We start from the raw sequence: 25327 nt of genomic DNA, 5'->3' as shown, positions 1-25327 counted from the left end.
TACTAATATTGTTTTTTTCTTATGCTTGAGCTAAAAGCTCTTCTACCAATTGGTCATATTGATCCCCATTCAAGAAGTTCTCTACCGAAACATGGTACGCATTCGGCAGCTTCTCTTTTGCTCTGGAGGTCAAATCCTTATGGGTGACCACCACATCTGCGTCAGTCGGCAGCTGAGCAATAGCTGAGTTAACTACTTCTATTGATAGTCCTGCTTTTTTCACTTTGTTTCTCAGTACAGAAGCGCCCATTGCACTGGACCCCATTCCTGCATCACAAGCAAAAATGATTTTTTGAACATTCGTTAAAACACCATTGCTTTGTTCAACAGCTTCCACCTCTGTCAATGTTTGAGCAGCTGACTGCTTTCCTTTCAAAGCACTGACTTTTTCTGTTGCTTCCTTCAAATCTGTTTCTGTTTCTTTTGACGTTTTCAGAATCAATGCAGAAATACCAAATGACACTGCCGCCGCTGCGATAATTGCTAGGATAACACCAAGATAACCATCACGAGGTGTCATTGCCAATATTGCAAAGATACTTCCTGGAGAAGCCGGTGCTACCAAGCCTGCATTAAAAACGGATAATGTCAGTACACCTGCCATACCACCACCGATTGCTGAAAGAATCAGTGCCGGTTTCATCAATATATAAGGGAAATAAATTTCATGTATACCACCTAAGAAATGAATAATGATTGCACCCGGTGCTGTTTGTTTTGCTGTTCCTTTACCAAACATCGTATAGGCAAGTAAAATACCTAAGCCCGGTCCAGGGTTCGCCTCCAACAAGAACAGCAATGATTTTCCGGTTTCTGCAGCCTGTTCGATTGCAATCGGACTGATAACACCATGATTGATCGCATTATTCAAAAACAATACTTTTGCCGGTTCAATAAAGATACTTGCCAACGGCAGTAACGAATGATCGATCAGGAAACCAACACCTGAAGCCAATGCACTGTTCAATCCCTCTACTGCTGGTCCAACCACCAAAAATGCTAAAATTGCTAAAATAGAAGATAAAATACCAGCCGAGAAATTGTTGACCAACATTTCAAAACCCGGTTTGATTTTTCCGTCAACCAGTTCGTCAAACTTCTTGATGCATAAAGCCCCTGCAGGACCAACCATCATTGCACCAAGAAACATCGGGATATTCGATCCTGTGATCACACCCATCGTAACCATCGCACCCACGACACCTCCGCGGATATCATAAACTAAACGCCCGCCAGTAAAGCCAATCAAAATAGGTAATAAGTAATTGATTGTCGGACCTGTGATTTCATTCAGCTGCTCATTCGGCAGCCAACCTGTTGGAATAAATAATGCCGTCAGAATCCCCCACGCAATGAATGCTCCAATATTCGGCATGATCATTCCACTTAAGAAACTACCGAACTGCTGGATTTTTACTTTTATACTCCCCTGTGTCTGTTCCATAACTTTTTCCTCCTCAAGTTTTAAAACATCCTGATTCCATAAGAATGTATCTTTTTCATTCAGACTGCGCAGTCGAATTTTTTTGACGAGCTCTTGCTGTCAACCTCATTGTAAACGCTGTCGTTTCCATTCACAAGAGAATGAAAATACGGTTTTGTCCACTTGGCTTTGACAAAACCTGAAGACTATTTTTTTACATTCCACAAGGACTGTTATCAACTCTTTTGGGAAGAAATATGTATAAAAAATAAAGCCCTCTGACATTTTTATGTCATAGCACTTTATTTTCATGATCGATTCAATTATTTTATTGTTCTTGATCCAATGAACGAACAAACTTTCTCAACTTTTCCTTCGTGTCAGGAGAAAGTTCTTTGCTGCGTTTTTTCTGTACTGCACCTTCCAAACCGTAAAGAAACGAGAGACACGCTCCTTTATCTACCATCTCTCTTACCATTAAAAAAGCATTCATGCTTCCAATTTCCTCCAGTTGATCGATGGATTCGATACCAACCTTCCGGAGTTTTTCAACAGTTACCGGTCCTAATCCCGGAACGCTTTCTAAAGTCATGATGATCACTCCTCTGCATTTTTCCAATGAGGCAGCTGTTTTAGCTGATAGACCGCAGCTTCTCTCGCCGCTTCTTCAGAAAGTCCTTGTGTTTGAATAAGAAATTTGGCAGTACCATCAACCATTTCGGAAAATGTATTCATACTCCCATCCTCCTTTACGCAATACACACAATAATCTTTCGTCATATCCTGATTTGCAAAGTCCTCTTTTTTTCTCATCGGCATACCACATGAAATACATTGTTTCATTTCTTGATTCCTCCTTCATTCAATAAAATAAGATAATGGGCTACCCATTTTTCTTTATTCTTTGAGATAATATTTTTTCCGCCAAACAAATCCCTATTTTCCAGATAATAATGGACCATCCCGATCCAACTAGTGAACACAACATCCAAAGGCAGAGATAATTCACGCTTGACGCATTTTTCAAAATGATGAGAAAAAGCTGCCTGTAATCCTATATATGTATAATTCACTGACTTCCCCAACAGCAATCGTTGTGTGATGAAGTGAAAATACAAATCCTCGTGATAGGCTAGAACAGATAGATGAAGAAGCAAATATTCTTCTAACGTTGCTAGTTCGTGCCCCTTCTTTTCCATTTCCTGATCAAAGGTTTCAAGCAGCTGACTGAGTACTGTCCCCATCAGCTCATCTTGATTCCCAAAATGAAGAAAAACCGTTCCTTTTCCTACACCAGCTGCCTTACTGACTTCCTCAATAGATACCTCTACAAAGCCTTTTTCACTATACAGCTTTTCTGCTGCAGACAGAATCTTGCTCTTCGTCAATGCTTTTTTTTCTTCTCTATTCATCGGCTGCTCCTTTTATTAGTCTGAAACAACAAACTGACTATATAGTCAGTTTAATATTTTCTCCTTAAAATGTCAATAAAAAATGGAACTCCTCAAAGCTAAGCAACAGACCTAGCTTGAAAAGTTCCATATATTCTCTATTAAGGAAATAGCAACTACTTCTAATTTCTTTGCTGCAGATTTCATACAAAGATCACTTTTCGTACGATGAACCTTCAATCGTTATTCCTGATTTTAGTTGAAGCAGCACCCAGCAAAGCGACCATTTATTCATCCACAATCATATCCTACTCTTCAGCTAGCTTCTTCAATGTTTGGAGCACTTCTTGAAACTCCTTCTCTATCGCCAGCTTCTCATCGCCTCCTGTACCAATCATCTGACTCAATAACGCTGTCTTCCGATTTTCCAACAGCATCTGCTGCTGCTTTCTTTGCTCTTCCTGCTCATTCAGACGATTCTTATCCTGTTCTGTTTGAATGAGTTTTTCGGTTATCAGCCATTTGTCAGTTGCGGTATGCTCAATAAATGTCTGATCATGGGAAACATATAAGATCGTCCCTTGATATGCAGTTAATGCTTCCTCCAAAACCTGGATCGAAGAAATATCCAAATGGTTCGTCGGCTCATCCAATAAGAGGATATTGTAATCACTCAATAACAACTTGCTGATTGCCACCTTGCTTCGCTCACCGCCGCTTAATACACCAATCTCTTTAAATATCGTTTCTCCTCGAAATTGCATATGCGCCAATAAGTCTCTGACTGCTTGATCATCATGAAGTGAACTTTCTCGGACTGTATCGAAAATCGTTTTTTCTTCGTCCAGCGTCTCAAAGCTCTGGCTAAAATAGCCAATCTTTACTCCTTTAGCAAAAGATATCTCAGCATCTCTATTAAGAATCTGCTTCAGCAATGTTGTTTTCCCTGTCCCATTTGCGCCAAGCAAAGCTGTTTTTGACCCTGTCAGCAATTGGAAGGAGGCATCCACTAGAAGCTCCTTGCTGCCGACTTTCAAGGAATAGTGATCTGCTGACAGCAAATAGACTGCATGCAGTTTTTGTGTCGCAGTAAATGGTATGATCAGCTGTTTCTTTTCTCTAGGCTTCTCTACCTTCTCCAACTTTTCCAAACGGGTTTCCATGATTTTTGCACGATCATCTAGGTTTTTCTTTGCCCGCTGATCGCCCATTTTATGCAGACGAGCTTCTGAATTGCCCATACGTCGTGGTGCTTTTCTGGTTTGACGGCTTTTTTCCTTCACAACACCTGTTGCCTGAATCAAGCGGTGTTTCTCCTGCTGATAGTTGTCATAGGCGCGCTGATGCTCGGTCTCTTCGATCTTTTTCTGTTCCAGATATGCATCATAATTTCCCTCGTACAGCTTTAAGGTACCCTTCTCAACTGCCAGTATTTTATTCACTACCTTATTCAAAAAAGAACGGTTATGAGAGATTACCAGCAGTGTTCCTGAATAACGCTTCAGTTTTTTCTCTAAGAAGTCGATTCCCTTTGTATCCAGATGGTTCGTTGGCTCATCGGCCAACAGAATTCCAGATGCCCCCTTCAAGGCTTCCTGAATCCGCTTCTTCGTCTGTTCCCCACCACTATCAGTCGTGTCAGCATCAATCAGCTGATCGATTGACGCAACCTGATCATCACATATGATGTGCCCTTCATTGGGCTCCATCGTTCCTTTGATCAAGGAGAACAATGTTGTTTTCCCTGATCCATTATCCCCGACTACACCTACACGACTGCCTGTTGGAATCAGGAAGTGATCGACTGCAAATAAATCTTTATCACCAAAGTACATTTTTATATTTTTGAATTCTATTGACATAACAAAAAAACCTCCTTCAATTCTGAAGAAGATGACAGTTTCCCTACTATGCATATATAGCAAACCCAAGGCTATACAAAATAAGCCGTTTATTTGCTTCTATGAAAGAATACTTGTCATCACTATTTTGGGTACACTCATCCACTACAGAATTTAATAATTGAATTAAATTATTGTTTAGTAGATGTAGTATCCATAGTCCAAGTACCTTTCCCTTTCTTAAGTTAGTTACAGTCTAACAAAATCCGGATTATTTTACAAGAGTCAACTTTCTATAGTTGTTTTTATTCTTCTACATGATAAAATAAAGTGAAAATTACTTTTATCTTATAAGTTAGAGAGGATGAACGCTTTTGTCTCGCTTTGCTTCAAAAAAAGAAGAACGACAATACTATGAACAAGAAGCCAGTGAAGTGGAGTTTCTAAAGTGGTATCACCAGCAAGATCATCCTGAATATGAAAAACCTTCATTGACTGTTGATATTGTTTTGATGTGCTATAACAAGGAAGAGGATCAGCTGAAGCTGCTTTTGATCAAGCGTAAGGGACATCCTTACAGAAACTCATGGGCACTGCCCGGCGGCTTTGTTATGCCGAATGAGTCTACAGGAGAAAGCGTCCTGCGTGAGACGAAGGAAGAAACCGGTGTTGTGATATCCAAACAGAATATTGAACAGCTGCATACCTTCAGTACGCCAAATCGTGATCCGCGGGGCTGGGTGGTAACAGTCAGTTATCTGGCCTTTATCGGCGAAGAGCCCTTGATAGCCGGAGATGATGCCAAGGAAGTCAGCTGGTTCAATATGAAACGTGTCGGTCATAAGCTGATTCTTACAGATGAAGATGTAGAAATTCGTCTGGACCTGAATGATCCATCAGCGGATGATCACCAACTGCTTGCCTTTGACCATAGCCAAATCGTTTTAAAGGCCTTTAATCGAGTAGCCAATAAAATGGAGCATGAGCCTCAGGTTTTGCAAGTTCTTGGGAAGGATTTCACGATCACGGAAGCTAGAAAGGTCTTTGCTAAGTTCCTTGGTGTAGATTACAAATCAATCGATCATTCGAACTTTAAAAAAGCGATGCTGCAATACTTCGATGAAATCGGTGAACGCCCTGTCGGGATTGGCCGACCATCGAAAATTTATAAACTGAAACTTAATACTTAATACAGCAAAAATCAAAAAGTCTGGGATTTTATTTTCCCAGACTTTTTGATTGCTATAAATTTGATAGAACGGATAAGGTCCCTCTGCTCCATAAACGAGGGGGGAAGTGAGAAGAAAACTGTAGAGCCAGAAAAAAGGAATACAGCATAATGGTTTGTCTCAAAAATCGTTAGATTTTCAGAGGCAATGCTCCTTCTCAAAATAGATCAAACGATTTCAAAAATTTGTAAATTAACGTTTATCTATAGTGGAAATCATCAGTATAGGTAAACCATAAATACATGTCTCATAGGCTTTCTCTTATGGCTCGCCCCTATCACCTCTATTTAACCTCTTCTACCAGCCGGTCAAAACCAACTTGCCGATCATCTTACTGCTTCCAACAATTTTATGTGCATCTTCGATATTCTCCGCATTGATTGGATGCATATGTTTTGTCATTGTCTTATTCAGTATTTCCTGATCATACATCTTAGCAATTTCAGTAAGAATTTCTCCTTGACGCCCCATATCTTCTGTCTGGTACATAGAGCGAGTAAACATAAATTCCCAGCTAAAGGTCACACTCTTATTTTTCAACAAACTCAGATCAACTGGTCTGTCTGCATCCACAATTGAGCATATCCTGCCTTGGGGCTGAATGATTTTTGCCATTTCTTCCCAATACGCATTTGGATTATACAAGCATAAAATATACGGCAGCTCCTTCACGCCAATTTTTCTCAACTCTTCTGATAGTGACTGACGATGATTGATCACTCTGTCTGCACCCATCTTATTGACCCACTCAAGTGTTTCTATTCTCGAAGCTGTAGTAATGACTTCCAAACCGGCATGTTTTGCCAGTTGAATCGCCGCTGATCCTACACCGCCGGCACCATTGATGATCAGGATTTTCTTTCCTCGATCCTTTTCAGTAAGTTCTAAACGATCAAACAGTGCTTCCCAAGCAGTTAGAGCAGTCAAAGGAATCGCTGCACTTTCTGCCATTGACAACAGCTCAGGCTTTTTCGCAACCAAACGTTCATCAATCAATTGATATTGGCTGTTGCTTCCCGAACGAGTATAATCTCCTGCATAAAAGACCTCATCTCCTACGTTGAAATCAGTCACTGCTTTCCCAATTTTTTTGACGACGCCAGCAGCATCCCAGCCTAAAACACGATAGTCTTCTTCGAAATTCTTCTTACTCGTTTTTGTATCTACAGGATTTACAGAGATTCCTTTGACCTCCACCAGCAGATCGTGGGCTTCTTTCAATTCAGGTATTGCAATTTCTGCATCATCAAAATAATTGATACCATTCGGCTCTGCAGAATGCTTCAATACGACTGCTTTCATCGTGTCCATGAATTTTTCTCCTCCAGTACACTCATTTTCTTCCACTTTACCTTTCATCCAATGAAAACACAAAGAAAGCCTATTCGTATCAGGTCAACTTCAGAAAAATTTAAAAAAACCGACTGGATCATTGCTGACATCCAGTCGGTTTCACCCGTAATATTCAACTAAGTGGTACTTCAGGGGGGCGTCTGATACCTGACCCTCTTTGAGCTTTACAGATAAATTACTCTGCTTTTTTAGTTGATTGAGTTGTTTCACTCGTTTCTTTTGTTTCCTTCGTCTCGTTATTGCTGTTGTTTACTATAGCTTTTGCAATAAATTGAGCATATTGGATTTGACCATCTACATTTGGATGAACAAGATCTTCATAGAACCATTCATCATGATCCTTACTGAAGTCGTACCAGTCAATGATTGTAACATTTGGATATTTCTCAGCCATCGAACTCAGCATTGTATTTACTTCATTCTGCCAACGTCTTGTAGGAACTCTAGCATTGATCCAAAAGACTTGTCGTTCGCTTCCGATGATTTGCAGTAAACTGTCAAACTGGGCTTCAGTAAATGAGCCATTCGTTCCCAGACTGACTAGAACTGTGTCCCTCAACTGATTGTCCGTCTTAAGCTTCTCCAATGGTTCCTCACTATTGAATACCTGCCTGCCAACTTCTCCATCAATGAGCATTCTAGGAAATACCGTCTGCAAATCTGCTCCGCCATCCAAAATGACTGAGTCGCCAAAAGCAGTGATTTCCAATGCTTGAGCTTTTGCCCATTCTTCGTCCGTCAAGCCGTAGTGAGCCGGATCTCCGGCTTCTTCCTGAGATTCAGAGGCAGCTGACTCAGAGGCTTCGGTTCTCTCCAACTCTGCTTTTCTCCGCTCTTCAGCCAATTTTTTATTCTGCTCTATAGTTTGCTGAAGCTGGAGCTGTTCTGCTGTGACATAGTTTGTTGGTGCAATGATCCATCCATAAATTGCAAAACCGGAAAGAATGACACCAACCGCAAACGTTGCCTTGGGAACCGTAATAAACGGCTTTTTGACTATATCCTTCAATGCATAGAGGATATAACGATAATAGAAATTCTTCAGCGGCTTTTCAATAAAGCGATAAGACAACTCACTGATACCAAGAATCAATGCTAACTCCACAAGTGAATGCAGGAAAAGGTGATCCGTCAGATTCGTGATTTTCGCTTCATAGAATATCATGACAGGGAATTGATAAAGATAAATGCCATAGCTTCTTTTCCCAACCCAGGCAAACACAGGATTGGTCAGCCATTTGTTCAGGTCTGCACCGGGATGGGCTGTAACAGCTACTAATAGTGCGGTAAATATGCTCAGAAGAAACATCCCGCCGCGGTAAATAAATGCATAATGATCGGACAAAAAGATAAAGGAGATGATGATGACTGCCAGCGATATACCGCCAACTCCATTAAGCAGAAAACGCGCTTTTTTCGGGATCTCTTCCTTTAATCGAGAAGTCGGCCAGACAAATGCCAGCGCATTACCAATCAAAATAGAAAATATTCTTGTATCTGTTCCATAGTAAACCCTTGTTGGATCAGCGCCCGGAACATATAAAACGGCCATCAACAGGCCTGAAATCCCTGCGGCCGCCAAAATGGCTCCAACTATTTTTCCATTTGTTTTCAAGTATTTTTTTAAGAGAATGAACAGCAAAGGCCAGATCAGATAGTTTTGAGCCTCCACTGCTAAAGACCAGATATGAGTAAACGGGGATTGTGCAGCAAAACGATCAAAATAGGAAAAACCATGAAAAATTTGCCACCAATTATTATAATATAACACGCTGCTGGCAACTACACCACGCAGATTATTGAGTAAATCCCTTTGAAAAAGAGCAATGTAGGCGGAGGCTGAAATCAGCATGAATATCAGTCCCGGGTAAAGTCTCTTCATCCTTCTTATGTAAAATCCTTTTACGTCTATTCCATCATTTTGAAGCCATTCCTGGCGTAATAAATCGGTGATCAGATACCCTGAAAGAGTAAAAAATATCGGAACCCCCAGATATCCGCCGCTCATGATTTGCGGGAATAAATGATAGAGAATGACTCCGACAACTGCAATCGTCCGGATTCCATCGAATCCAGTAATATAACGGCTTTTTTCAAGCCTTTTTTTATGTTCCATCTATATTAACCAACTTTACTATAATCTATTTTGTAAAAGTTATTTTCAAATTTTAAATGCTTTTTTCAGCGATAATTTAAATATACGTCCTTTCAGCGAAAATGGCAAGGGGTCTTTCATGCTTTCAACAAAATTTTACTAATTCTTTATAGTAGTCGGACGAAAGTATGACGAACTGGGATTACATAAAAATAAAAGGAGATTTTAATATGTTCCCTTTTTTAAAATATGTTTAGATAATAATAATAAAATAACAAAAAAACCCTTCTGGACGTTTATGCATCCAGAAAGGTCTTATTTACAAAATGATCAATCATACCAGTAAAGTATAGAGAGAAGGGTTTTCACTCAGATCAATATATGTCGGATCAAAGCTGTGAAGATTTTCCATTAGTTGAGGCAAGTCTTCTCTTCTTTTTAACAGGACACCTAATATCACCGGCCCTGTTCCCCTATTCACTTTCTTTGTGTATTCAAATCGTGTGATATCATCATCGGGGCCCAAGACATCATTTACAAATTCCCTCAATGCTCCCGGACGTTGCGGAAAATTAATGACAAAATAATGCTTCAGTCCTTCAAATATCAAAGACCGTTCCTCAATCTCTGCCATCCTGTTGATATCATTGTTTCCGCCACTGATAATACAAACAACTGTCTTTCCTTTTATTTCTTCCTTCATTTGTTCAAGACCAGCTACACTCAGTGCTCCTGCTGGTTCAACAACGATCGCCTGTTTTGAATATAGCTCAAGTATTGTTGAGCATACTTGACCTTCATCAACAGAAATCAATTTGTCGACTGTTTCCACCGTGTGTTCATAGGTCTTCCCACCAACCCTTTTCACTGCAGCCCCATCAACAAATTTCTCTACCTGCGTCAGTTCTATCGGTGCGCCTTCTTCAAAAGCGGCCTTCATCGACTGCGCACCCTGCGGTTCAACACCGATCACAGCAGTAACTGGACTGACCGCTTTTGTATAAACTGCTGAACCGCTGATCAATCCGCCGCCGCCAATCGCCGCCAGTAAATAATCGATTTGAATATCTTCTTCTTTAGCTTTAGTGAAGATCTCTGCTGCGACAGTTCCCTGACCTGCCATGATATTCAAATCGTCGAATGGATCAATAAACGTCTGATTGTTCTGCTGTGCAAATTTCTTTGCCGCTGCGGCAGAAGCATCAAATGTATCTCCTACCAGCTGTATTACTACTTCATTTCCACCAAAAAATTGAACCTGTGAAATTTTCTGCTGCGGCGTGGTTGTCGGCATAAAGATCGTTGCCGGTACCTTCATCTCCCTGCAAGTATATGCAACGCCCTGCGCATGATTCCCTGCACTGGCGCAGACAACGCCATTTGCCAGTGTTTCAGGAGCAATCTGCGAGATAGCATAGTAAGCTCCCCGCAGCTTGAATGATCGAACCTTCTGCAGATCCTCTCTCTTCAAATATACATTGCACTGGTATTTTTGTGAAAGGTACAAATCATACTGAAGAGGTGTTTTGGTCACTACTTTTTTTAATACTTCATGTGCACCATCGATTTTCTCTTTTGTCAGTTCCATCAAATTTCTCTCACCTCTTTGTCTGAAACGTCGGACTAGTCATTTTGAGAAACGAATGGCATCATTTTTCTTAATTCGGCACCAACTTTTTCGATTGGGTGACCGGCATTTTCTTCTCTCATCTTATAGAACTCTTTGAAGCCGTTTTTGTTGTCGTCAACAAAGCCTTTCGCAAAGTTCCCGTTTTGGATATCCGTCAATACATCCTTCATGTTTGCTTTCGCCTGTTCTGTAATAACACGAGGACCAGAAACATAGTCTCCGTACTCAGCAGTATTTGAGATAGAGTTACGCATTTTCCCAAAGCCTCCTTCGTAGATCAAGTCAACGATCAGCTTGATTTCGTGACATACTTCAAAGTACGCAAGCTCAGGCTGATATCCAGCTTCCGTCAACGTTTCGAAACCAGCTTCGATCAAGCTTGTCAAACCTCCGCAAAGAACTGCCTGTTCCCCAAATAGATCGGTTTCCGTTTCCTCCTTGAAAGTTGTTTCCAGAACACCTACACGTGTTGCTCCAATCCCTTTTGCGTAAGAAAGTGCCACATCACGAGCAGTTCCTGTTGCGTCCTGATAAACTGCAAACAAAGCCGGGACTGCAAAGCCTTCTGTAAAGGTACGACGAACCAAATGTCCAGGTCCTTTCGGTGCTACCAAGAACACATCGACATCCTTCGGAGGTTTGATAACATCAAAATGAATATTGAAGCCATGGGCAAAAGCTAGTGCATCTCCTGCTGCCAGATTTGGAGCAATCTCATTATCATACAGGTCACCTTGGATTTCATCCGGTGCCAAGATCATCACGAGTTGTGCTTTTTTCGCAGCATCAGCTGCTGAAAGTACTTCGAACCCATCATTTCTAGCTGCCTCAGCAGATTTTCCTTCTCTGATACCGATCACAACCTGATTGCCGTTATCTCTTAAATTTTGCGCATGTGCGTGCCCTTGTGAGCCGTATCCGATGATTGCGACTGTTTTACCTTCCAGTACGTTTTTTTCAACTGAGTCATTGTAGTAAACTTTTGCCATAATTATAAAACCTCCGTGTATTTTTAGTATTGTTTATTTAAAAACTTCACTTTAGTGATTACCTCTAGTGAAGCCTGTTACTCCTGTGCGTGCCAGCTGCTTGATGCCGTATGGTGAAACCACATCGACAAACGCGCTGATTTTTTCACTTGTTCCAGTGACTTGTATCACCACTGTTTTTGTCCCAACATCGATGACATTTGCTCGAAACGGATCGATGACTGAGAAAAGCTCTGAGCGGATTGCTGCCGGGGCATTCAGTTTGATCAAAGCCAGCTCTCTTTCTAAGTGCGGCTCATCTGTTATATCTGATACCTTGATAACATCTACCTGCTTATTCAGCTGCTTCGTTACCTGTTCGCTTTCCCTTAAATCCTCGATCTGTACGATGATGGTTATCCTTGAAATATTCTCCTGCTCCGTTGGTCCGACAGAGATACTGTCGATATTTACCTGACGTCGAGTCAGAACACCGCTGAAACGGTTAAGAACACCTGAATTGTTATAAACTGTTGCTGTTATGATCCGTCTCATGCTACTCCACCCCCAGCATTTGATAGTTTGGCTTACCGGCAGGTACCATTGGTAAAACATGCTCTGTCTGGGATACTCGAACTTCAATCAAAATTGGTCCTTTTTCCTCAAACGCCTGCTTCAATTCTTCCTCAACGGTTTCCGGATCAGATATCTGCACCGCTTTAACGCCGTATGCTTCAGCCAGTTTAAGAAAATCCGGTTGACTTGTAAATACAGATTCTGAACGTCGCTGATTGAAGAAGCTTTCCTGCCACTGCCGAACCATTCCTAATGACTGGTTGTTCAAGAGAACGATTCTTATCGGCAAATCATATTCATTCAAAATCGCCATTTCCTGATTCGTCATTTGAAAACCGCCATCTCCGACAAACAAGACAACTTCCTTATCTCTACAGCCCAGCTGAGCACCAATTGCCGCAGGTATGCCATACCCCATCGTTCCCAAACCGCCACTTGTGATCAACTGCTTTTCATTTTTGAATGGATAGAATTGTGCCGCCCACATCTGATGCTGTCCAACATCTGTCGTTACGATGGCTTCGCCATTCGTCAGCTCACCAATATACTCAATGACCTTCTGAGGCTTGATTTCTTCCTTCTGCTCCTTGTCATACTTAAAAGGATGAAGCTTCTTTCTGGATAAATTGATTTTTCGCCAGTCTGTCCAATGCTCACTGATTGCTGCACAATCATAAGACAGCATTTCCTTCAAGGTTTCTTTTGCATCAGCCACAATTGGAATTTTTGTATCAATGATCTTACCAATTTCTGCCGGATCGATATCAATATGAGCAACAATAGCATTTGGGACAAACTCCTGTGGTGCACTTGCCAGACGATCATCAAAGCGCGAGCCAATATTGATCAGTAAATCACAGTCAGTCAGAGCCATATTTGCGGCGAAAGAACCGTGCATCCCACCCATTCCAAGGAAAAGCTCATGCTCTGAAGGGATTGCTCCCAACCCCAGCAACGTGCTCAATACCGGCAGCTGATACTTTTCTACAAATTCAGTCAGTTCCTTACTGGCATTCGCTTGAACAACCCCGGCTCCAGCCAAGACTAATGGTTTTTTCGCTGTTTCCAGCTCCTCCATCAATTTTTTAACCTGCAGCTTATTAGGATAAACCGTTGGCTGATAGCTAGGTAGAACCAGTTCAGGCGGATGCACTGCTTCAGTTTCAATGATTGTCATGTCTTTCGGCAGATCAATCACCACTGGACCTTTCCTTCCTGTAGTAGCAATGTGAAAGGCTTCATCAATGATTCTCGGCAGATCACAGGTATCCCTGACCTGATAGTTATTCTTGGTGATTGGCATTGTGATGCCGACCATATCCGCTTCTTGAAAGGCATCCTTACCAATGCCATTTGTTGTTACCTGTCCTGTGAAGACAATCAGTGGTACGGAATCGCTCATAGCATCCGCGATTCCTGTTACCGCATTTGTCGCCCCCGGACCACTTGTTACAACAACTACGCCCGGCTTCCCTGTTGCCTTTGCATAGCCCTCTGCTGCATGTACTGCTCCCTGTTCATGTCTCGTCAGTATATGCCTTAGATCTCCGTCATACAGTGCATCGTACAGCGGCAGTACTGCTCCGCCCGGATAACCGAAGATCATCTCAACGCCTTGCCGCAGCAGAGAATCTATCAGTATTTTTGATCCACTTTTAATGTTTTCCATAGAAGCCCTCCTCGTTCTTATAATTAACTCCTTAAGCCTTAGCTTATATTCACTTTTTGAGCTAAAGCTTTATTTAAGTAAACACAGTATCCTTCATTTTGATTCCTTTATTTTTACCCCATCATCGTTCATTTAACGTTGTGTCAAGATAGCCACAAGGACAGATACGTTGCATTATACCGACTCGATGAACTGCCCTTCAGCCATTACTCTCTATTCCAACAGATCCTCCGGTATTCTCATGACACCGCCTGTATGTGCTGAGGTTACCAATGCCGTATATCTTGCAAGATAACCTGTTTTTACCTTTGCCTTGAATCGCGGCAGCGTCTCTTTCCTTGCTTCCAGCTCTTCCTCGGCGACCAGAACATTCAGTGTACGATTAGTCAGGTCAATCTCTATTTCATCCCCATCGTTGATTAATGCGATTGGACCGCCAGAGGCTGCCTCGGGTGAGATATGTCCTACTGCAATTCCGCGAGTAGCACCTGAGAATCGACCATCTGTGATCAGTGCTACGTCCTTACCAAGTCCTCTGCCGACAATACTTGATGTAGGTGCCAGCATTTCCGGCATTCCCGGACCACCCTTAGGACCTTCGTACCGTATAACAACTACATGTCCTTTCTTGACTGTATGATTGTCGATTGCCTCAACAGCTTCATCATGGGAATTGAAGCAAATTGCTGTCCCTTTGAAGACCTTGATTGATGGATCAACACCACCAACCTTGATTACACTACCCTTTGGAGCAATATTTCCATAGAGAATCGATAAACCACCGACAGGGCTGTATGGTGTTTCCTTCGGATGGATGACTTCCTCATTTTTGATCACTGCTTCTGCAACATTCTCACGAAGTGTCTTTCCTGAAACAGTTATTCGATCAGGATGAATGGCATCCCCTAGATCCACTAGCTCTTTTAGGATGGCAGACACGCCGCCGGCTTCATGAACATCGTGCATAGAATAAGCAGAGGAAGGAGCAATTTTAGACAAATATGGTACTCTTTTAGCGATTTCATTAATTGATTCCAACTCATAATCGATCTCTGCCTCGTTAGCGATTGCCAATGTATGCAGAACTGTATTTGTTGAACCGCCCATCGCCATATCTAACGCAAAGGCATCATCGATTGCTTCTTTTGTGATGATGTCTCTAGGCTTCACTTGATTTTTTACCAGGTCCATCAAATGAAAGGCTGACTCACGAATCAATTCCCTACGCTCGTCAGAGACGGCTAAAATCGTGCCATTTCCAGGAAGTGCCATTCCTAAGACTTCCATTAGACAGTTCATTGAATTTGCCGTGAACATCCCCGCGCATGAACCACAAGTAGGGCAAGCATTTTGTTCCATAAAGTTGAATTCTTCTTCTGTCATCTGTCCGTCTTTAAATGCACCAACTGCTTCAAACATAGAAGACAATGTAGCTGTGTGCCCTCTCGGATCGATTCCTGCCTTCATTGGACCGCCTGAACAGAAAATTGCCGGTACATTAGTCCGAACGCTTGCTAAAAGCATTCCAGGAGTGATTTTATCGCAATTTGGAATATAGAAAACGCCATCGAACCAATGAGCATTGATCACTGTCTCAGCAGCATCTGCAATGATTTCTCTACTAGGCAAAGAGTAGCGCATCCCGATATGCCCCATTGCAATCCCATCATCCACACCAATTGTATTGAACTCAAAAGGAATCCCACCGGCCTCACGAATCGCTTCTTTTGCAATATCTGCCAATTCTCTCAAATGGACATGTCCCGGTACGATATCAATGTATGAGTTACAAATCGCAATAAACGGTTTCTCCATATCCCTAGCACTTTTTACCTGCCCTGTTGCATACAGCAGACTCCTCGCTGGGGCAGCCTCTATTCCTTTTTTTATCTTATCGCTTCGCATATTCTTCACTCCATTTCTAGTTTTCAAGACATTTCATTTAACTTTTTCCTACAAAAAAAGCACCCCATTAATGGGATGCTTTAGCAAGAATCCCATTCACTAAAGACGAATAGGACTCAAACATCTGCCAAAAATCTCAGTGTTCTAAGTCCTGTTTAATAAAATAATGACTAATTCAAAATTGGTTGTCTTTCTCATAATGGGAATTCTCCTTCGTATATAAATCGATTATGATTAAAATAAAATGTGAATTCGAAAAGCTTTTGTTAACTATAAACCCTATAAATTAGAATGTCAATAGAAAATTCAGAAAATTCAAAAAAACTGTTTTATTTATTTTAGTCTGAAAAAAATTACAGGATTCTATATACATAAAAACAATAGAAACTCAGAAAATAGAGGAGAAACTCAAATAAGCACAGTATGATTTCGGTTAAAATCACACTGTACCTTTTCTATGTTATTACCTAGCTGTAAGCTGTAGTACGCTAGAATTTTGTCATTTGATGGAGAGGAAAGATTCTCATGGTCACAACACCGATGATGTCTTCTTTGTCAATCAATCCATAATAACGACTGTCACTGGAATACGGACGGTTATCCCCCAGAACAAGGTATTGTCCTGATGGGATCTGATGTTCCTTGGTCAGCTTATACAAACTGAAATCATCCGTATAATAGCTGTTGGAAGCATCTGCCTGTGCTATCGCATCCGCGATAAACCGCTCTTCCTTTTCTTCATTGTTCACATAAAGTCGATCTTGCTTGTAGCTGATATTCTCACCCGGCAGACCGATGACTCGGCGAACAGAAACACCTTTTCCATTTGGTGTCTGGATCGCCACCAGATCAAACCGTCGAATCGTGCGCTGCTTGGATACAAAAACTGTGTCATTTGCGCCTAATGTCGGCAACATCCCATACCCATCAACTTTTACCGCGGAAAAAAGAAATAGAGAGACCAGCCAAATCAGAGCACCTGTAGCTACAATAGCTACAGCTATCTCAAGCAACAATCGTTGAATCATTTGCTTCTTCGATCGTTTCTTTCTTCGTTTCTTTTGATTCGGTCGTTTTCTTTTGTGCTCCAAAGGAGCATTTTTTCTTTTTCCAGCCTGTGATGACGTTTTTTTCTTTTCCTTATTAAGCGGTCTTTGTCTGTCCTGCGGGACATTGTTTTTTCTTTTCTTTGTCTTACTTGACGATTTTGATTGGCCGTCCTTGATTGGTTCTTTTGGAGTTCGATCCTTCTGCTTCCCTGACGTGTTTGGTTTCTTTCGTCGTTTCTTCTCAGCTTGCGCTTGGGTCATGCAGTCCTCACTCCCTCCTTCGCTCGGTGTCATGAAGGGCCTATTTCTGCTCCTTCAATGACGCTTCATTGACAGAAAAAGTCTTGAATACCTCTTTCTGGTTGCTTCGTACCTTCGCCAAATCTTCCTTAAAATCAGCCAGCTCTTCCGCGTTCGTATAAAATCCTGAATTTCTCGAAGCCAAGTTAATCCCCAAATCCTTCAAGGACGAATAATAACGGTTCAACAGCTGCTGGTAGTCACTACCTAGACGATAATCAGCACGGGCAACCGCAAAGGTGCCCAATCGGGAAGCCAGTGTCGCAAAATCATTCCCAAGCTCTTCACCGCCTTCGCCGCTTTCTGCCAAGGCCAACTGATCTTCAATATCACCAAGATAGTAATAGCCTTTCACCATCAGCTCCTGATCCTTCTGGTTCAGGTTTGTCGACTGATAGTAGATGGTATACGCTGAAGTCCCCGCTCCTACACCCGCCAAAACGAATAACAAGAGGGCCCATATCAGGTATTTCCGACGCTTTTTTTCTACCCCTCGCCGCTGGCGCATCAGTCGTTTTCGCTTCTTCTTGTTCTTTGTTCGAACACGCTTCAGCTTTGTCAGCTGTCTGCCCAGCCGCACACGCAGCACGACCAAAAGAACCGTGAATAGGAGAAAAAGGATAGCTGATGCTAACGCAATTACTGCAATCAAATCCAACGTTGTCATTTTGCTCCTCCTTTCTCACCAAACCAGTCTGCTTCGGTTACTTTTTCTTTTTTCTATTTTTCTTACTGTTCTTTTTCTTATTTTTGCCCACAAAGTGAATGATCAGGAAGATCACCACCACCACGGCAACCACACCACCGACGATCATGGCAATCAGCTGCCAGTCGAGGCCTTGTTCCTGCACCAAGCCGACGGCTTCTCGGTTGAACTTGTCTGCTTGTTCTTTGGTGATTTCAAAGGACTCTGTCCATTCCCATTTTTGGTCGCCTAATGTCGCTACCACGTGCGCACGGTATTTCCCCGCCTTCATGGCATCACTCCCCATACTAACAGGGAAATTCAATACTGTATTCGGCGCCATGTTCATGTTCAGCTTCTTCGCGTCATACAGCACAGTATCGCTGGTTTCACCCATGATTTGCGCTTCCACGGTCATTCCTTTGATTGGCGCTGCAACGATATTACCCAAGTCGATAACAATCGAGTTTCGGTAGTTCGGTTGACTGGCATACGCCTTGATAAAGGACAGATCCGGTGCGATTTCTGTATCTGTCTCATTTAGGACCATCGCTACCACATAGGCATATTCATTAATGATCATCATGCCTTGATCCGCTTCATTTTCTTCATCGTTTGATTGGCGCTGAAGTTGGATACCGCCTAAAATCATGCCGTCAAAAGAAGCTTCCGGCATCGTGATTTCCAATGGCAAGCTCTTCTCTTCTCCCGGAGCCAATGTCACCGATTCCGGTCCTTTGACGATATCGGTAAATTCATATTTCATTGAGGCATCGGCTTCCAACTTCGTCGGACCGTATTCAATGACCCCGTTGGGGTTGGTTCGAGCACCGTTCAAGCCCACATTCACCGTCAATTCTTCTTTGCCGTGATTTTTCAGTAGGATCTCGACTGTCTGTTGCTGCCCTGGCGCCATTCTCAGGTCAAAATAACCACTCTCACTTCGTTGATTCTCTGGAAACTGTACTTGATATGTAAAGCCGCTGGCTTCTTCTGCTGCTTGAGAAGTTGCCGTTTCTCCTTCTTCTGCATATGTAGGGATACTAAAAATAAAACTAATGCTTAATACTGCCAGTAAAAGCAGCCACTGTTTGATGTGCTTCTTCATAAGCTGTCCTTCCTCTCAAAAAAACAGGGCACTAATTCGATTGACAGAACTAGTGCCCAGTCTATTACTTATTTATTTCTTTACTGTTTATCTAATAAATTAGATACCAGCCTCGATTGTCCACAATACTTTACCAGTGTAAGTAGAGGCAGTTTTCACAGTGCTACCTGGTACGAATAGTGAAATAGATCCGTTTTCGATAAGGTTAGCGTCTGTTGCATTTGGAATACCAGTCGTATCGTCTGCTCCGTTTACGCCTGCGCTTGAACCAAATTCAATTGTCCAAGTACCGAAACCTGTATTTCCATCAGCTGCGCTCATTACTTCAATTTCATTTCCAGATTCATCTAAAGTGAAGTTACTTGCAGATGCGCCTAATACTGGTTTTTGAGCGTCAGCTCCAGCTCCGTCAATGTAAGGATTTGTGAAAGTCAATGTAGCTCCACCTAATTTGTCAGTAGCTGATGCTTGGAATTGTTGTGACATTTTAGCTTTCAGTGTCCAACCAGTACGAGGGTTAGTTGGTGAAGCCAAACGTTTGTCAGTTACTTGTACGTAGTTACCACGAGTACCATCAGAAACGCCTTCTTTGAATACTTCGATTTGTTTTGCAAAGTATGTTTGGTCAGTTGTTACCGCTTTTTGAGTCATGAAGCTCAAGTTTGTTACCGCATCAACAGCCAATGGTCCGCCATCTGGGTTAGGTACAACTGGTTCAGTTGGGTCTACTGGCTCTTCTGGATCTTCTGGATCGACTGGAGGATTTGGTGTGTTGTCCTCTTCGTAAGTGATTGTTCCGTTACTTGTCATTTTTGTTGCGTCGCCGTCTTCAGCGAATGCTGATGCTGCCGATCCGAATAAGATAGTTGCTACTAATGCTGCTGAACATAATGTTTTCAATTTCATGTGTGTTTCCTCCTAGTATTGTGTGTGTGTTTTATTTATGGTAACTCGGCAATGATCCAAGTTAGCACCGTTTGATAGTGTACGGGTTTCTTTTCCACCGAACCGGGTACGAAAAAGGTGATGGCACTGTTCTTGTATACCTGCTTGTTGAAGGTCGCATCCATCACGGCATTGCCGCTCTCATCCACCAACGGTGTCAGAGTTGACGCTAAACCAGCGGTATTTTCTTCTGAAGCACCGAAGGCGATCAGCCAAGTGCCGTAACCGGTGCCCTGCTTTGCAGTGGCCACATCATACGTCATCCCGATCTTATCTAATTCGATCACATCCTGTTGAAAGCCGGGTGCGTACTTTTGATCCATGATGGAATTTGCCCATGCTTTATCAAAAGATAAGAATGCACCCTTCAAGATGTCTTCAGAATTCTCTACAGAAGTAAAATTCGTTTCTTGACGAACCTGTAAGGTCCAACCTGCGCCTGTGGCGCGACTGTCCGTTACCTGCACATAATTCCCGCGTGCATTGGTGTCGCTGTGAAACAGCTGCGCATTGACTTCATACGCCTGATCCTTATCAGATACCCTGTTTCTGCCGAAATCCAGCCTTGGCACAAAGTCCAAGCGGAGATAGCCATCGGTTGATGGGGTTTCTCCCGGATCGACCGGCGTTTCAGGATTCTCCGGATCAACAATGATTGGCGGCTGCAAGCTTCGTTCAAACGTAATGTTTCCGTTAGAATCCAGCTTGTCTGCCTCTGCAAATGCCTGTGTCCCAGATAGAAAAGCAGTCAGAAGTCCGGCTGTACATAACAGCCTAAAGGCTTTTTTCATTATGACTCCCTCTTTTCTTTTCGTTTTTTCATCACGAAGAACAACAAGACAAGAGCGATCACTGCCGCTCCGCTCAACATCAACGAGCGTTGAACGACTTCACCAGTACTGGGATACTTTCCTGCCGGCTTTTGAACTACAGCCGATGAGGAAGTTGTCGTACTTGTTGGCGGTTCTTCTGTCGAAGAAGCGACTGGAGGTTCGGTTGTTGAGCTCTCAGAAGGTTCTGTACTGTCTACATAGAACTCGATTACTCCTTGCTGCCCCACCTGACCGCCTTCCATTGCCCAAGAGGACATTGGAACACCAGTCAGAAATACCCCAACAGAGAGCAGTACAAGATAGTGTAAGAAGTGTTTCTTTTTCATTCGTTATACGTCCTCTCTGTTAAAGTGGTGCTTCCACCAGTTCCCATGTAATGGTTCCCACATAGTCACCGATCGATTGTACGGCACCGATTTTGGTTTCCAGCTTCAAGCCGTCGCCGCTCTCTGACCAGCTGTCATTGATTTTGTATACATCAGTATCCGTGTTGGTATGTTTGGCCACTTCTTGCGAGCCGGAGCCTAATACCACATCATTGCCGTTGTACACATAGATCAATGCATCTGTGACAGTGTCTGTTCCGTTACTCAAGTCACTGGTTATCTTCGCCATCAGCTTCCACTGACTGCGAGTTTTCCGTGTATCCTGAATAGCTAGATCACCGCTCATAGAGGTTGGGTGATTGATTCGTTGAACAGACGTTTTAACTGCCTGAACCCCAAAGTCAATCGTTGTTGGTGCTGAAACAAAAGTCAATCCACCATATAATTCTCCACCCGGCAGACCAATTTCATTGGATTCTGCTTCCAGAGAAATGAATGGACCAACAACAGTTCCGCCCTCAACAAAGGTTGCTTCCTGAGGAGAATCCCCTTTAGCGAATGCCTTGTTCAAGATATCCGTTTCAGAAGCACTGGCAGCTTTTACATTGAATGTCGCAACGACCGTGTGTAACGCTGGGATATTCCCAACATTGATTGTCAGTAGACGAGTACTTTCATTGTATTCAAAGCTGTCAGTATCAACAGTGATCGGTGTGCCAGGATCAGTTCCCGGTGTTTCCGACGCATTGTACAAGGTGATCGTGATGCCATGATTCGCTTCATCAAATGCTAGGCCTTCTGGTAATGTATCTTCCAATACAACCTCTGCCCAATCTTTTGATCCTGATTTTGTATTCTTAGCTGTCAAGCTATACGTCAATGTATCACCAACAGAGACACTATCGCCTGCGCTTGATGTCACACCCTTTTGTAAAGTAGGTACGGGTATCACATCTGTAACAGTGTATTTCTCAACACCTTTGAAAACAGCATCATGGTACGAATAATCGTTGTAAGGATTGATGTTTCCGGTACTGATATTCGTAACCGGTGGTTTGACCAAGCCTGTTTGATCGTATAATACAGGGGTTTCTCCCGGTGCAGAGACTACTTGGGCAGCTGTATGCTGTCCAGCGTCATCTGACAGATAAACGCTAAGCTCCTTTGTCTTCTCTACATAATAAGGAAGATTGAATGACCAACTTCCGTCGGGTTGAACCGTAGTCGTTCCCAATAAAGTTCCTGAAGCACGGTCGCCTGAATTATAGTACACATGAACCAAAGCACCCTTTTCAGCATTTTTGCCTGAAAGGACTTTCGTTACATTATTCAGATTTTCATCCGTTAATGCAGTCGGCTCTGGTGGTGTTACATCCAAAACAATACGTTCAGGTGTTTGCAAATCAGAAGCTTCACTGTCATAAACAAGGGAAGTCCCTTCGTTTTCCAATAAGCCGCGCCATGCAGCAATCACTTTGATTGTCTGATCTGAAGTTAAAAACTCACCGTTTGGAACATTGATTTTAAAGATACCTGCTCTTTCATCATCGCCATAAACAGCGATTCCGTCGTCATCTTCTCCATCTCCAATAGAGGAACCTACTGCTTCATAAGCAAAGCTGCCGTCTCCATTGTAAACTTCGACTCTGACATGAACTTCATCTGTATAGGCATCTCTAGGATCATCCATTTTTCCTTCCGGAACAGAGGCATGTCCCCAGATATACTTATCTGCATCTGTCGGCACACGCAATTCATCAATAACAGCTGCCTGGTTATTGGCAGTCATTCTTGAATAAGCTGGTGCTCCCAAAAATGAGCTATTGAATTCCGGGTTGTTTGAAGATGTTCCGTTTGCAAAGTTAACACCCGTCCAAACACTATCCATCACTGTCCAAGATTTCGAAGGATTTCCATCCAGATTTCTTCCGTTTTCCCAGACAGCCAGCATGGAATTATTCAAGGTAAATACAGAAGCTGCAGTTCCTTGGAAAACATTCCCGCCGCCTGGACGATCGTTTCTGAAGTCAAAATACTTCGGATGATCCATAGTAACTGTAATTGGTGCACTCCCAGCAGCAAATATCGCTTCATTCGCTCCAGGTGTTCGTCCACGGGCTACAAAATATGTACCGGCTCCGGCAACAATATTCGTTGCACTTCCGTTACCATCAATTGCAGCACCATAATCGGCATCAATCGTTACCGCAGAATTTTCTCCTGTTAAATTGAACTCAGAAGGAATTGACGTTGAACCACTATCGTAATGGACACCTTGGTTTCTTCCGTCTCCCCCTGGGGCTAACGGAGTACCGCTACCTTCGTTCGTAAGAATAACGTCTGATCCACTAGATACATTGACAACATTTCCATCTCCATACATACGAAGGGCAGCTGAATTACCGCCAGTACGATTGATTTCAATAGTTGAATTGTTCTTTACATCAAAGGTCATATATCCTCTGGAACGAAAACGCAGTACAGATGACAGGTTATTAGTATTACTACCTGACTCCAAATAAAGCTTACTTCCGCCATCTACGGTGAAAATACCGCCTCGACTCATCATCATGATTGCAGGAGTTGCACTACTCGCAGCTAAGCTCCGAACACTCACATAAGCCCCATCTAAAACATTGATATTGGAATTGTCATTATTAATGGATACAAGTCCACCACCAGATCCTGAGGTTGTATAGCTTCCAGAGAAATCAACTTCTGTTCCTTGGCCTTTAAAGGTGAAATCAACCTGGCCACTACTTCGAATAACATTATCCGTAGCAGAATAAACAGTCAGCTTGGAACCACCTTCAACTGTTACGCTAGAGGCATCAACAGTTGTTTCGTAAAATGTATTTGCAAGTTGCGCATCTATAACAGCGTTATCTGTAACAACCAAAGTCTTTACATTGATATAGTTTGCACTACGAGTCATTGCCAAATTGCCAGTACCAGTGATCAATACCTTACCATCTCTTAAGTTAGCCAACGGTTGCGCATTGGTAGATAAATTACTAACATTATCCAATTGAACTTCCCAGCTGCCGCTATTTGCAGTTGACGCATTGAACATTGCAGTTGCACTATTTCCTGTAATAGTTACATCACTAAGAGTCATTTGAGAACCTGCCGAAGCTGATCCTAAAGTTACTACCCGTGTACTGGAATCCCATCTTCGAATTGTTCCGTTATCATTTCCGTTAATTACTTTCGATCTCGTAACAGTTACAGCCGCACCAGATGTGATATCAGCTTTCAGATTGATCCAATCAACAGTCGTACTGCTCAAAGCAGCGCTAAGCTCAGCCCAGGTGCTAACATCAACCGGATTACTTGGTGTCGGTAATGCTAAAGACATACTGCTGATCATTCTTGAAGAAGCTAAATCTACCGATGCAGTCTCTTCTTGAATTGACGCATCTGCTTGATCACTTTCTTCATCTGAAACTTCTTTCGAGTCCAATTGATCAAATGATACAGTGCCTAATGTTTCTCCATTTGAGCTTTCTAATGAAATCTTACCTTCTGAAAATTGTTGACTTCTATCAATATTTGCTTCAAATACTGTAGAGAAGGTTTGGCTTTCACCAGTCATTTTCAATTCCAGTACATTATCATCAGATGTTGTGCCCACATCAATCGCACTTTGCAGTTCAGTGTTCAAATCTTCTACAAAGCTTTCCGGATCAAGGAAACTAGTCCCTTCTGCTCTCAGCTTCAAGGTTTCCTTTTTCCCAGAGTGAACGGTCAACTTAACTTTTATTACGCCGGAATCAGCATAATCTCCATCAACAAGTTCTAATGAATAATTTGACCCTTCATTTGCATTAATGGAAGTAACATTTCTCAATCCAAGAATTCCTGCAAAAAAGATGGCTAAAATCAGACCTCTACTTACCCATTTCAGCCAGCTCTTTCTTTTAATCTCCAATCTATTTTCCTCCTTCCCTTAATATTTTGGTATCTCAATCAATGTTTAATTGACAGAGATACATTTATTT

The 25327-nt window shown here is 42.4% G+C and carries 20 protein-coding genes; 1 reads left to right on the top strand and 19 read right to left on the bottom strand.

All coding sequences use genetic code 11. The features are described 5' to 3' along the window. Positions 1 to 19: 19 nt before the first annotated feature. From I6N96_RS15545 to abc-f, 5 genes are all read right to left on the bottom strand, one after another. Positions 20 to 1444, bottom strand: a complete 1425-nt coding sequence (locus I6N96_RS15545) for a PTS mannitol transporter subunit IIBC (RefSeq protein ID WP_209558485.1) — start codon at positions 1442 to 1444, stop codon at positions 20 to 22. 307 nt (positions 1445 to 1751) lie between these two features. Continuing rightward, complete coding sequence (locus I6N96_RS15540) at positions 1752 to 2015, bottom strand: TfoX/Sxy family DNA transformation protein (RefSeq protein ID WP_209558484.1); 264 nt, start codon at positions 2013 to 2015, stop codon at positions 1752 to 1754. Between the two features lie 5 nt (positions 2016 to 2020). Next, a complete protein-coding gene (locus I6N96_RS15535; RefSeq protein WP_209558483.1) occupies positions 2021 to 2266 on the bottom strand; it encodes a zinc ribbon domain-containing protein in 246 nt (81 codons plus the stop codon). Continuing rightward, the gene (locus I6N96_RS15530; RefSeq protein WP_209558482.1) at positions 2263 to 2835 is read right to left on the bottom strand and encodes a TetR/AcrR family transcriptional regulator; all 573 of its coding nucleotides are present in this window, start codon (positions 2833 to 2835) and stop codon (positions 2263 to 2265) included. The genes I6N96_RS15535 and I6N96_RS15530 overlap by 4 nt, the downstream gene beginning before the upstream one ends. Before the next feature lie 287 nt (positions 2836 to 3122). Further along, positions 3123 to 4676 (bottom strand): ribosomal protection-like ABC-F family protein, encoded by a 1554-nt coding sequence (gene abc-f, locus I6N96_RS15525; protein WP_209558481.1) that lies wholly within the window; start codon positions 4674 to 4676, stop codon positions 3123 to 3125. 353 nt (positions 4677 to 5029) lie between these two features. On the opposite strand from abc-f, the gene I6N96_RS15520 reads away from it, so the two are divergent. Next, on the top strand, positions 5030 to 5845 hold the full coding sequence (locus I6N96_RS15520) for an NUDIX domain-containing protein (protein ID WP_209558480.1): 816 nt from the start codon (positions 5030 to 5032) through the stop codon (positions 5843 to 5845). Positions 5846 to 6181: 336 nt separating this feature from the next. Here the strand turns inward: I6N96_RS15520 and I6N96_RS15515 are convergent, their stop codons facing one another. The 14 genes from I6N96_RS15515 to I6N96_RS15450 all read right to left on the bottom strand — a co-directional run bounded on the left by I6N96_RS15515 (position 6182) and on the right by I6N96_RS15450 (position 25257). Next, positions 6182 to 7195, bottom strand: coding sequence for a zinc-binding alcohol dehydrogenase family protein (locus I6N96_RS15515; protein WP_209558479.1), 1014 nt, complete (start codon positions 7193 to 7195; stop codon positions 6182 to 6184). A gap of 217 nt (positions 7196 to 7412) precedes the next feature. Next, on the bottom strand, positions 7413 to 9353 hold the full coding sequence (locus I6N96_RS15510) for an acyltransferase family protein (protein ID WP_209558478.1): 1941 nt from the start codon (positions 9351 to 9353) through the stop codon (positions 7413 to 7415). Positions 9354 to 9666: 313 nt separating this feature from the next. Further along, positions 9667 to 10920: a threonine ammonia-lyase IlvA gene (gene ilvA / locus I6N96_RS15505; protein WP_209558477.1), complete on the bottom strand. Its 1254-nt coding sequence runs from the start codon at positions 10918 to 10920 to the stop codon at positions 9667 to 9669. A gap of 35 nt (positions 10921 to 10955) precedes the next feature. Then, a complete protein-coding gene (gene ilvC / locus I6N96_RS15500; RefSeq protein WP_209558476.1) occupies positions 10956 to 11951 on the bottom strand; it encodes a ketol-acid reductoisomerase in 996 nt (331 codons plus the stop codon). A gap of 51 nt (positions 11952 to 12002) precedes the next feature. Beyond that, the gene (gene ilvN / locus I6N96_RS15495; RefSeq protein ID WP_209558475.1) at positions 12003 to 12485 is read right to left on the bottom strand and encodes an acetolactate synthase small subunit; all 483 of its coding nucleotides are present in this window, start codon (positions 12483 to 12485) and stop codon (positions 12003 to 12005) included. 1 nt (position 12486) lies between these two features. Further along, positions 12487 to 14175, bottom strand: coding sequence for a biosynthetic-type acetolactate synthase large subunit (gene ilvB / locus I6N96_RS15490; protein WP_209558474.1), 1689 nt, complete (start codon positions 14173 to 14175; stop codon positions 12487 to 12489). A 213-nt stretch (positions 14176 to 14388) separates the two neighbouring features. Then, a complete protein-coding gene (ilvD, locus tag I6N96_RS15485) occupies positions 14389 to 16080 on the bottom strand; it encodes a dihydroxy-acid dehydratase (protein WP_209558473.1) in 1692 nt (563 codons plus the stop codon). 488 nt (positions 16081 to 16568) lie between these two features. Next, complete coding sequence (lepB, locus tag I6N96_RS15480; RefSeq protein WP_245187002.1) at positions 16569 to 17390, bottom strand: signal peptidase I; 822 nt, start codon at positions 17388 to 17390, stop codon at positions 16569 to 16571. 40 nt (positions 17391 to 17430) lie between these two features. Further along, positions 17431 to 18096 carry a hypothetical protein gene (locus I6N96_RS15475; RefSeq protein WP_209558472.1) on the bottom strand — a complete coding sequence of 222 codons (666 nt, stop codon included), beginning with the start codon at positions 18094 to 18096 and terminating at the stop codon, positions 17431 to 17433. Between the two features lie 37 nt (positions 18097 to 18133). Beyond that, positions 18134 to 19222, bottom strand: coding sequence for a WxLIP family cell surface protein (locus tag I6N96_RS15470; RefSeq protein ID WP_209558471.1), 1089 nt, complete (start codon positions 19220 to 19222; stop codon positions 18134 to 18136). A gap of 99 nt (positions 19223 to 19321) precedes the next feature. Further along, complete coding sequence (locus I6N96_RS15465) at positions 19322 to 20128, bottom strand: WxL domain-containing protein (protein ID WP_209558470.1); 807 nt, start codon at positions 20126 to 20128, stop codon at positions 19322 to 19324. Between the two features lie 35 nt (positions 20129 to 20163). After that, a complete protein-coding gene (locus tag I6N96_RS15460; RefSeq protein ID WP_209558469.1) occupies positions 20164 to 20958 on the bottom strand; it encodes a WxL domain-containing protein in 795 nt (264 codons plus the stop codon). Then, positions 20958 to 21326, bottom strand: a complete 369-nt coding sequence (locus I6N96_RS15455; RefSeq protein WP_209558468.1) for an LPXTG cell wall anchor domain-containing protein — start codon at positions 21324 to 21326, stop codon at positions 20958 to 20960. The genes I6N96_RS15460 and I6N96_RS15455 overlap by 1 nt, the downstream gene beginning before the upstream one ends. Positions 21327 to 21345: 19 nt before the next feature. Further along, on the bottom strand, positions 21346 to 25257 hold the full coding sequence (locus I6N96_RS15450) for a pectate lyase-like adhesive domain-containing protein (RefSeq protein WP_209558467.1): 3912 nt from the start codon (positions 25255 to 25257) through the stop codon (positions 21346 to 21348). Positions 25258 to 25327: the final 70 nt, after the last annotated feature.

The organism is Enterococcus larvae, assembly GCF_017830045.1.
GTDB lineage: Bacteria > Bacillota > Bacilli > Lactobacillales > Enterococcaceae > Enterococcus_L > Enterococcus_L larvae.
The sequence above is the reverse complement of the archived record's forward strand: the minus strand, read 5'-3'. Positions and strand labels throughout refer to the sequence as shown.

Bases quoted from the DNA above. Each gene is read 5' to 3' on its own strand.
- abc-f (WP_209558481.1), bottom strand. From the start codon at position 4,676: ATGTCAATAGAATTCAAAAATATAAAAATGTACTTTGGTGATAAAGAT.
- ilvA (WP_209558477.1), bottom strand. From the start codon at position 10,920: ATGGAACTGACAAAAGAGAAAATCGATGGTGCACATGAAGTATTAAAA.
- I6N96_RS15540 (WP_209558484.1), bottom strand. From the start codon at position 2,015: ATGACTTTAGAAAGCGTTCCGGGATTAGGACCGGTAACTGTTGAAAAA.
- ilvB (WP_209558474.1), bottom strand. From the start codon at position 14,175: ATGGAAAACATTAAAAGTGGATCAAAAATACTGATAGATTCTCTGCTG.
- I6N96_RS15470 (WP_209558471.1), bottom strand. From the start codon at position 19,222: ATGAAGAAGCACATCAAACAGTGGCTGCTTTTACTGGCAGTATTAAGC.
- I6N96_RS15455 (WP_209558468.1), bottom strand. From the start codon at position 21,326: ATGAAAAAGAAACACTTCTTACACTATCTTGTACTGCTCTCTGTTGGG.
- ilvC (WP_209558476.1), bottom strand. From the start codon at position 11,951: ATGGCAAAAGTTTACTACAATGACTCAGTTGAAAAAAACGTACTGGAA.
- I6N96_RS15515 (WP_209558479.1), bottom strand. From the start codon at position 7,195: ATGGACACGATGAAAGCAGTCGTATTGAAGCATTCTGCAGAGCCGAAT.
- I6N96_RS15475 (WP_209558472.1), bottom strand. From the start codon at position 18,096: ATGACAACGTTGGATTTGATTGCAGTAATTGCGTTAGCATCAGCTATC.
- ilvN (WP_209558475.1), bottom strand. From the start codon at position 12,485: ATGAGACGGATCATAACAGCAACAGTTTATAACAATTCAGGTGTTCTT.
- I6N96_RS15545 (WP_209558485.1), bottom strand. From the start codon at position 1,444: ATGGAACAGACACAGGGGAGTATAAAAGTAAAAATCCAGCAGTTCGGT.
- lepB (WP_245187002.1), bottom strand. From the start codon at position 17,390: ATGACCCAAGCGCAAGCTGAGAAGAAACGACGAAAGAAACCAAACACG.
- I6N96_RS15535 (WP_209558483.1), bottom strand. From the start codon at position 2,266: ATGAAACAATGTATTTCATGTGGTATGCCGATGAGAAAAAAAGAGGAC.
- I6N96_RS15465 (WP_209558470.1), bottom strand. From the start codon at position 20,128: ATGAAATTGAAAACATTATGTTCAGCAGCATTAGTAGCAACTATCTTA.
- ilvD (WP_209558473.1), bottom strand. From the start codon at position 16,080: ATGCGAAGCGATAAGATAAAAAAAGGAATAGAGGCTGCCCCAGCGAGG.
- I6N96_RS15460 (WP_209558469.1), bottom strand. From the start codon at position 20,958: ATGAAAAAAGCCTTTAGGCTGTTATGTACAGCCGGACTTCTGACTGCT.
- I6N96_RS15530 (WP_209558482.1), bottom strand. From the start codon at position 2,835: ATGAATAGAGAAGAAAAAAAAGCATTGACGAAGAGCAAGATTCTGTCT.
- I6N96_RS15510 (WP_209558478.1), bottom strand. From the start codon at position 9,353: ATGGAACATAAAAAAAGGCTTGAAAAAAGCCGTTATATTACTGGATTC.